This is a genomic window from Luteitalea sp., assembly GCF_044337415.1.
GTDB lineage: Bacteria > Acidobacteriota > Vicinamibacteria > Vicinamibacterales > Vicinamibacteraceae > Luteitalea.
In genome coordinates, this window is sequence record NZ_JBIINP010000168.1 from 1 (window position 1) to 9206 (window position 9206).

Sequence of the window (9206 nt, forward strand, 5' to 3'; positions counted from 1 at the left end):
CCGCCCCTCCAGTCCCCCGTGACGTTCGTCGAGCGCGGTCCCCTGGCAACGCGGACGTTCGATGGCGGTCCGACCAAGGACCACATCATCGAGTCGCCCGGCAACGGCGTCGCGCTCGTGGATGTGGACGACGACGGCCTGCTCGACATCTACCTGGTGACCGGCGCCGAGTTGACGCCGACGCGGGAGCGCGTGGCGCATCGCAACGCCCTCTACCGCAATCGCGGCAACTGGCAGTTCGAGGACATCTCCGCTCGGGCGGGCGTCGATGCCGCGGCCTGGGGCAACGGCGTGTGTGCCGGCGACGTCGACGGCGACGGCCGCGTCGACCTGTACGTGACCAACTGGGGGCCCAACCTCCTGTACCGCAACCGCGGCAGCGGCACCTTCGAGGAGATCGGCGCCGCGGCAGGCGTGGCCACCGACGGCTGGAGCACGGGCTGCGCGTTCCTGGACGCCGACGCCGACGGCGACCTCGACCTCTACGTCGCCCGGTATGTCCAGACCACGTGGGACGAGGTGCTGCGCGCGAAGAAGACCCTCCGCTGGCGCAACGGTCCCGCGATCATGGTGGGTCCGGCCGGCCTCCCTGGCGAGGCCGACCTCTTCTTCGAGAACCTCGGCGGGGCCCGCTTCCGCGAGGCCACGGCCGCCTTCGGCCTCGTCGACGACACGAAGGCCTACGGCTTCGGCGTCGTCCCCACCGACGTCGACGACGATGGGCACGTCGACCTGTTCGTGGCCAACGACTCGAACCCGAACTTCCTGTACAGGAACACCGGCCGGGGTCGCTTCGAGAGCGTGGGGATGCTGGCCGGCGTCGGCGTGAACGCCGAGGCGCGCGCGCAGGCGGGCATGGGCGTGGACGCGGGCGACGCCGACGGCGACGGACGCATGGACCTGGTGCTCACCGCGTTCGCGCACGACAGGAACACGCTGTACCGCAACCTCGGCGATGGGCTGTTCGAGGACGCGTCCCTGGCCGCCGGGTTCGCGACGTCGACGTTCATGCGGATGGGCTGGGGCATCGCGTTCCTCGACGCCGATCTCGACGGACGACAGGATCTCTTCATCGCCAACGGCCACATCTTCCCCGACGTCGGCGCGTTTCCGGCGCTCGACGAGCAATACGCGCAGAAGAACCAGCTGCTGCTGAACGCCGGCAACGCGACGTTCCGCGACGTCTCGGCCACCGCGGGCGCGGGCCTGCAGGTGACGAAGGTGTCGCGCGGCATGGCAGTGGGCGACCTCGACAACGACGGCGATCCCGACGTGGTGGTCAGCAACATGGACGATGTGCCGACGCTGCTCGAGAATCGGCAGGCGACGGGCCATCACTGGGTGACCGTCCAGGTGCGCGCGCCCGACGGCAACCGCCTCGCCATCGGCGCCAAGGTCACCATCACCGCCGGCGCGAAGACGTACGTGCGCGAGGTCCGCTCGGGAGGCAGCTTCATGTCGCAGGGCGACCTGCGGGTGCTGGTGGGACTCGGCCCCCACGCCGGACCGGTGCAGGTCGACGTCCGCATGCCCGGCGGGGCGCGCTGGCGCTGGACAGGCCTGCCGATCGACCGACTCCACACGCTCACCTTGACGCCGGAGGCCCGCGTGCCGCAGGGTGCGGCACGATGATGCGCGTCCGCCCCGGTAGGGCCGGCTGTCCCAGCCCGGCCCGTCGACCTCGCCGTGCCGCCCTGACCCTCGCGCTGCTCTCGATGGCGATCGCGCCGCTGGCTTCGCAGCCACAGGAACGGCCCGCGGTCTTCCAGCCGCCGCTCGCGACACCCGAGGCACTCGTGCCGTTCCTCGATCATCTCGAGCCGGGGCGCGATGCCTTCCCGCTCGAGCGCGACGCCGAGCGCATCGAGGCGCGCCTGGCCGAGGTCGGCGCATGGCTGGCGTCAGGACGCCCCGGCCAGCCTCCTACCGGCCTGTTCGCGCCCGGGTTCCGAGGCGGTCGGCTGCGCGCGGACGCGCCCCCCGCATCGTCGCCGAGGGCTCCCATCGCGGTACGCCGCATGGTGGTCGACGCGGCCCCCAGGAACGACGCCGCCGCCATCGCCGACGATCTCCGCAGCCTCGTCGATGGCGCGCGCCACGTGCGCGTGACCGAGTTCCTCGTCACCGGCATTGCCCCTGTCGCGGGGGGCAACGACGTCCGCACGGACGTGCGCTTCGAGATCGTGAGCGAAGGCGCCGCTGGCGCCCGCCAGGCTCATGTCGGGACGTGGCGACAGGTGTGGCGCCGCCAGGGCGAGGCGTGGCAGGTCGTCGAGTGGGTCGCGGCGACGCACACCGTGACGCGGGCCGCGACGCCGCTGTTTGCCGAGATCACGACGCGCGTGATCGACCAGGCCACGCCGGTGGCCCGCCAGTTCGCCGTGCCGCTCGACACATGGATGTCTCGGCTCGATTCGGTCCTCACGCGCGACTCCAACGGCCATCACGGCGTGTCGGTGGGCGACGCCGACGGCGATGGACTGGAGGACCTGTACGTGGCGCAGCCGTCGGGGCTGCCCAACCGGCTGCTCCGCAACCGCGGCGACGGCACCTTCGAGGACATCACCGACGCCTCTGGCGCGGGCCTGCTCGACGACACGGCGCAGTCGCTCTTCGCCGACGTCGACAACGATGGCGACCAGGACCTGGTGCTCGCCACCAGCCTCCAGCCGCTGCTGCTGCGCAACGACGGCAAGGGCCGCTTCGAGATCGTCGGCGACGCCTTCACGTTCGCGGCGCCGCTGCAGGGCGTGCTCACCGGCGTGACGATGGCCGATTACGACCGCGACGGCTTCCTCGACGCGTATCTGTGCGTGTACTCGTACTTCTTCGGCGCGGGCGAGGACAAGGCCGGTACGCCGATGCCCTATCACGACGCGCGGAACGGCCCGCCCGGCGTGCTGTTCCGCAACGACGGCACGGGCAGGTTCGTCGAGGCCACGAAGGACACCGGGCTCGACGTCGGCAACGACCGGTATCACTTCGCGGGCGCCTGGGCCGACGTCGACGAGGACGGCTGGCCCGACCTGCTCGTCGCCAACGACTTCGGCACCAAGAACCTGTACCGCAACCTCGGGCGCCAGGGGGGCCGCGTGCGCTTCGAGGACGTCGCTGCCAAGGCCGGCGTGCTCGACCATGGCGCCGGCATGAGCGCGTCCTTCGTCGACTACGACAACGACGGGCGGCTCGACATCTTCACCGGCAACATGTGGGCCGCCGCTGGCCAGCGCGTCACGGCCTCACCCGCGTTCATGCCCGAGGCGCCTGCCGAGGTGCGCGACGCGTATCGTCGCCACGCGCGCGGCAACGGCCTGTTCCGCAACAAGGGCGACGGCACGTTCGACGACCGCAGCATCGAGGCCGGCGTCACGATGGGCCGGTGGGCGTGGTCGTCGGACGCGCTCGACATCGACAGCGACGGCTGGCAGGACCTGTACGTCGCCAACGGCATGCTCTCGCGCGGCGATCAGGACCGCGACCTGGAGAGCTATTTCTGGCGCCAGGTCGTGGCGCGCTCCCCGCTCACGCGTATCACCGGTGGCCCCTACGACGACGCGTGGCGCGCCATCAACTCACGACTGGTGCGCGGGTCGATTGCGAGTCGGCAACGCAACGTGCTGTACCGCAACACCGGCGCGGGCTCCTTCGACGACGTGTCGGGCGTGACGGGCCTCGACCTCGATCAGGACGGCCGATCGTTTGCCACACTCGATCTGGACCGCGACGGCGATGCGGACCTGGCGGTGATGGCCGCGCGGCAGGCGCCACACCTGCGGATCTTCAGGAACGATCACCCCGCGCGATCGGTGATCGCCCTGACACTGCAGGGCACGAGGAGCAACCGCGACGCCATTGGGGCACGCGTGGACGTCGAGGCCGACGGCGTGCGCGCGACACGCCTCGTGCAGGCTGGATCGGGCTTCCTGTCGCAGCACTCGCGCGAGGTGCTCGTCGGGCTCGGCGCGAGCAGGGCCATCAAGAAGGTCGTCGTGACCTGGCCGTCGGGGCTGAAGCAGGAGTTCACCGATGTGGCCGTCGACGCGCGGTATCGGCTCGTCGAGGGCGGGACGCTCGAGCGCTTCCCCTTGGTCCGCGGCACCGCAGCCCCCGCGGCGATGCCCGCGCCGGCGACTGCGACGCCACCGACGGCGACGTGGTTCTACCGGCCGGTGCCGGCGCCCGACTTCAGCGCCACGGACCTCGGCGGCACGACGCGGTCGCTGGCCGCGCTGAAGGGTCGGCCGGCACTGCTGCTCCTGTGGCGCGCCGACGCGCCATCGTCGGTCCAGGCACTCGCCAGCCTCGGCCGCGCGAGAGGGCAGATGGAGGCTGCGGGCATCGCGACGCTCGCCATCGCGCTCGATCCGCAGGAGGCTGCCGCACGCGTGGCTGCGGCAGCGCCCGCGGGGGTGCCCGTCGTGCATGCGTCGCGTGACCTCGCCCTGACCTGGGCCATCGCCTGGCGCCACCTGTTCATGAACCGGCCGCCCGTGCCGCTGCCTGCGGCCGTGTTGATCGATGCCTCGGGCGCCATCGTTCGTGCGTGGCGTGATGTGGTGGCGGTGGAGGCCGTGCTGCGCGACGCTGGCGTGATGGACGCGCCCGATCCGATTCGGCTGGCCCGGGCCCTGCCGTTCGAGGGCCGGTTCCACGCGGCGATTCCGGCGCGCAACTGGCTGCCGTACGGAAGCACCCTGCTCGATCAAGGCCTCGAGGCCGAAGCCATCGTCGCCTTCGAGCGCGCCTCGCAGTCCAACCCGAGCGCGGCGGTGCTGTACCGGCTCGGCACCCTGCTGGCCAAGCGGGGCCAGGGGGCCAGGGCACGACAGGCGTTCGAGGCCGCGCTGGCGCTCGACCCGAAGCTGGCCGAGGCGCACAACGACCTGGGCACGCTGATCGCGCAGGACGGCGACCTGCCGGGCGCGGTGGCGCGCTTCAGGCAGGCGCTCGCGGCGACGCCGGACTATCCCGACGCGCTGAACAACCTCGGGTACGCGCTGCTGCTGGGTGGGCAACCCGACGAGGCGCGCGCGCTCTACGAAAAGGCGCTGCAGCTCCAGCCGGACTTCCCGGAGGCACTCAACAACCTCGGGCTCATCGCGGGCCGCGCCGGCGATCTGCCCACGGCCGAGCGCCGCTTCCGCGAGGCGCTGCAGCGACGACCGGCCTACGGCGAAGCGGCCAACAACCTCGCGCTCGCGCTGGTCGCACAGGGTCGGGCCGGCGAGGCCGTGACCCTGCTCGAGGACCTGGTCGCGCGGATGCCGTCGTTCGAGGACGCGTACGTGACGCTGGCCAAGATTCACCTCTCGGCGGGGCAGACGACCGAAGGCCTGCGCGCCGTCCAGCGGCTCCTCCAGCGCAACCCGACGCACCCGCTCGGGATGGCGCTGCTGCGCGAGTACGGCCCCCGCTGACGGGCAGGCAAACCGCCTCACAAATTGGCTTGACAACCGTGTGACGGCGGCGATATCTTCTGGCCGCTTCGTCTCACTCTGAGTCAAACTGGCATCGCCACTTCATGCGCGATGCGAGGAGGAACCATGTCCTTCACCCGAAGGCTCCAGGGCCTCGTGCGCCTCGCGCTCGCGGCAGTTCTGGTGCTGGCGGGCGCTCAAGGAACGCAGGCGCAAACCACCAGCGCCTCCGTCACCGGCAGCGTCTCGGACCAGCAAGGCGGCATGCTCCCGGGCGTCACCGTCACGCTCACCAGCAGAACCCAGGGCAACGCCCAGACCGCCGTCACCGACGAGAATGGCCGCTTCACCTTCGCCATCGTCCGTCCCGACTCCTACACCATGCAGGTCGCGCTCCAGGGCTTCAAGACCCTCGAGCAGACCAACTTCGTCGTCAACGCCAACGACCGCATCACGGTCCCGGCGATGGCGCTCGAAGTCGGCCAGATGTCCGAGGAAGTGACGGTCTCGAGCCGCGTCAGCGAGCTGCAGACCACCAACGGCGAGCGCTCGTTCGCCCTCGAGAACAAGGCGCTGACCAGCATCGCCAACAACGGCCGCCAGGTGTTCAACTTCGCGACCCTCGTGCCCGGCGCCCTGCCGCAGGGCGCAGCCGGCGTGGAGGTCGGCGACGCGGCCGGTTTCACCGTCAACGGCATGCGCCCGAACTCCAACAACGTCACCATCGACGGCGTCGCCAACATCGACACCGGCAACAACGGCGGCAACATGGCGACCACCAACATCGACTCGGTCGCCGAGTTCAAGGTGCTCACCAACTCGTACGCCGCCGAGTACGGCCGCGCCACCGGCGCGCAGGTCCAGATCGTGACCAAGAGCGGCTCGCAGCAGTTCCGTGGGTCGGGCTACTGGTACGGCCGCCGCTCCGACTGGAACGCCAACACATGGACCAACAAGCGCGTGACGCCGGAGATTCCCAAGCCGAAGACGTCGCGCGACGACATGGGCTTCACCATCGGTGGTCCCGTGTTCTTCCCCGGCTTCAACCAGGACAAGAAGAAGCTGTTCTTCTTCTTCAGCCAGGAGCACCAGCGCCGCACCGAGCCAGCGGCCGAGCGGCAGACCCGCGTGCCGACCGCCCTCGAGCGCCGCGGCGACTTCTCGCAGAGCGTCGATGCCAGCGGCAATCCGTTCCCCTACATCCGTGACTACACGACCGGCCTGCCGTGCGGCCCCGCCGACCAGCGCGGCTGCTTCGCCGATGGCGGTGTGCTCGGCCGCGTCCCGGCCAACCGCCTCTGGCAGCCGGGCCTGGCGATCCTGAACATCTACCCCGACGCCAACGCCGCAGGCCTCGGCGCCGGCCTGAACTTCACCAGCCAGGATCCGAACGAGAACCCGCGCCGCGAGGACATGCTGCGCATGGACTACCAGGTCAGCGACAAGTGGCGCGTGACCGGCCGGTACAACAACACCACGTTCAACCAGCTCCAGGCCTACGGCACCACCTGGGCCGGCAACGGCAGCGACCAGCTCCCGACGCCGACGCTGTTCAAGAACCCCGGCTCCAACTACATGCTGTCGGCCACCGGCGTGATCAACAACTCGACGTCGGTCGAAGTGAGCTGGGGTCGCGCCTCCAACTCGCTCAACTACGAGCTGCAGGTGGACAAGCTGCTGCGGTCCAACTCGAGCCTGACCGGGCTGCCCTACCTGTTCCCGGAGGCGGTCCAGGGTGACTACGTGCCGTGGTTCCAGTTCCGTGGCGGCCGCACCAACAACGCGGGCCAGTACCAGACCGACCGCGGGCCGTTCACCAACGAGAACATCACGCACGACGTCAACGCCAACATCACGCGCGTGTGGGGCTCGCACAACTCGAAGGCCGGCGTCTACTACCAGAACAGCTACAAGCCGCAGAGCATCTTCGCGAGCTTCAACGGCAACATCAACTTCGCCGACGACGGCAACAACCCGTTCGACTCGGGCTACGGCTACGCCAACGCGGCGCTCGGCGTGTTCAACACCTACACGCAGGCCAACAAGTTCGCGATTCCGGAGTGGCGGTACACGAACCTCGAGTTCTACGTGCAGGACAACTGGCGCGCCGGCAAGAAGCTGACACTCGACTACGGTGTTCGCTTCTACTACCTCACGCCGCAGTGGGACCACACCGAGCAGGCCTCCAACTTCCTGCCCGATCAGTTCAATGCGTCCCGGGCCGCGACCCTGTTCACGCCCGTCTGCGTCGGTGCCTCGCCCTGCACGGGTGCAAACCGGCGCGGCATGGACCCGCGCCTCGTGCAGGCCGGCGTCACGCCGTCGCTCGCCAACACCGTGGAGGGCCGCTTCATCGGCCGCCTGACGCCCGGCAGCGACCGCTTCAACGGCGCCTTCCAGGCGGGCCAGGGCATCAACCCCGAACTGCAGGACGGCAGCGCGTTCCTCGTCTCGCCGCGCGTCGGCTTCGTCTACGACCTCACCGGCGAGGCCGTCACCATCTTCCGCGGCGGCTGGGGCATCTTCTACGACCGGCCGCAGGGCAACATGGTCTTCGACATGATTGCCAACGCCCCGGGCGTGCTGAACTCCACGGTGCAGTGGGGCACGATGCAGGGCCTGAACTCCGGCACCGGCGATCCGAACCCGGTGCTCGCGATGAACCCGACGGCGTACGACTTCGTGCCGCCCAAGGTCACGCAGTGGAACCTCGGCATGCAGCGCAAGCTGTTCCGCAACTTCATGTTCGACCTCGCGTACGTCGGCAGCACGTCGGAGAACCTGCTCCGCCAGCAGCAGATCAACGCCCTGCCCTTCGGCGCGACGTTCCTGCCGCAGAACCAGGACCCGACCCGCGTCGGCACGAGCACCGTGCCCGGCGCCACGGCCCTGCCGGCCGACCTGCTGCGGCCGTACCCCGGCTACGGCAACATCCGCTACTGGGGCTACGACGCGTACTCGAACTACCACTCGCTGCAGACCGGCATCAACCGCCGGTACGACAACGGGTTCATGTTCTCGTTCTTCTACGTCTGGTCGAAGGCCCTCGGCATCGGCAACAACGACGGCTCGGCCGGCGTGCCGAACCTGACCGGCGATGCGCTGCGCGCGATCGATTACTCGTACATCGATACCGACCGTCCGCACAACATCGTCGCGAACTTCATCTACCAGACGCCCGAGATCACGCAGGGCCTCCTCGGCGTGCTGGCCAACAACTGGCAGCTCTCGGGCGTGTACCGCTGGACCAGCGGCCGTCCGTACGGTGTCGGCTTCAACATCCCCGGCATCGGTGCCACCAACCTCACCGGCACCGACAACCCGAACGCCCGCATCGTCCTCACCTGCGACCCGGGCAACGGTTCGAGCAACGACCCGTACGTGCAGTTCAACACGGCCTGCTTCGCACCGCCGCAGCCCGGCAGCAACGGCAACGAGTCGGCGCGCTTCTTCCTGCGCGCGCCCCCGATCGACAACCTCGACCTGTCGATCTCGAAGACGTTCCAGCTCCCGAAGAACATGCGCTTCGAGTTCCGTGTCGACATGTTCAACGCGCTGAACCACACGCAGTTCACCGGCGTCAACGCGACGGCGAACTTCGCGAGCCTGACCGACCGGACCATCACCAACCTGCCGTACGACGCGGCCGGCAACCTGGTGCGCCCGAACGGCTTCGGCGCCATCAACGGCGTGGCGGCTCCCCGCACGCTGCAGCTGATGACGCGATTCACCTTCTAGGACAGCGCTGACGCTCACCGAAGGCCCCGCTCTCGACATGGGAGCGGGGCC

3 protein-coding genes are annotated in these 9206 nt (G+C 69.7%); all 3 read left to right on the forward strand.

Annotated elements, in window-relative coordinates; translation table 11 throughout:
* Positions 1 to 1632: CRTAC1 family protein (locus tag ACIRDX_RS17745; RefSeq protein ID WP_396626773.1), on the forward strand; the 1632-nt coding region annotated here is incomplete at its 5' end.
* Positions 1633 to 1715: 83 nt separating this feature from the next.
* On the forward strand, positions 1716 to 5417 hold the full coding sequence (locus tag ACIRDX_RS17750; protein WP_396626774.1) for an FG-GAP-like repeat-containing protein: 3702 nt from the start codon (positions 1716 to 1718) through the stop codon (positions 5415 to 5417).
* A 126-nt stretch (positions 5418 to 5543) separates the two neighbouring features.
* The gene (locus ACIRDX_RS17755) at positions 5544 to 9155 is read left to right on the forward strand and encodes a carboxypeptidase regulatory-like domain-containing protein (RefSeq protein ID WP_396626775.1); all 3612 of its coding nucleotides are present in this window, start codon (positions 5544 to 5546) and stop codon (positions 9153 to 9155) included.
* Positions 9156 to 9206 lie beyond the last annotated feature (51 nt).

Coding starts and splice junctions, on each gene's coding strand:
- ACIRDX_RS17750 (WP_396626774.1), top strand. CDS start 1,716: ATGGCGATCGCGCCGCTGGCTTCGCAGCCACAGGAACGGCCCGCGGTC.
- ACIRDX_RS17755 (WP_396626775.1), top strand. CDS start 5,544: ATGTCCTTCACCCGAAGGCTCCAGGGCCTCGTGCGCCTCGCGCTCGCG.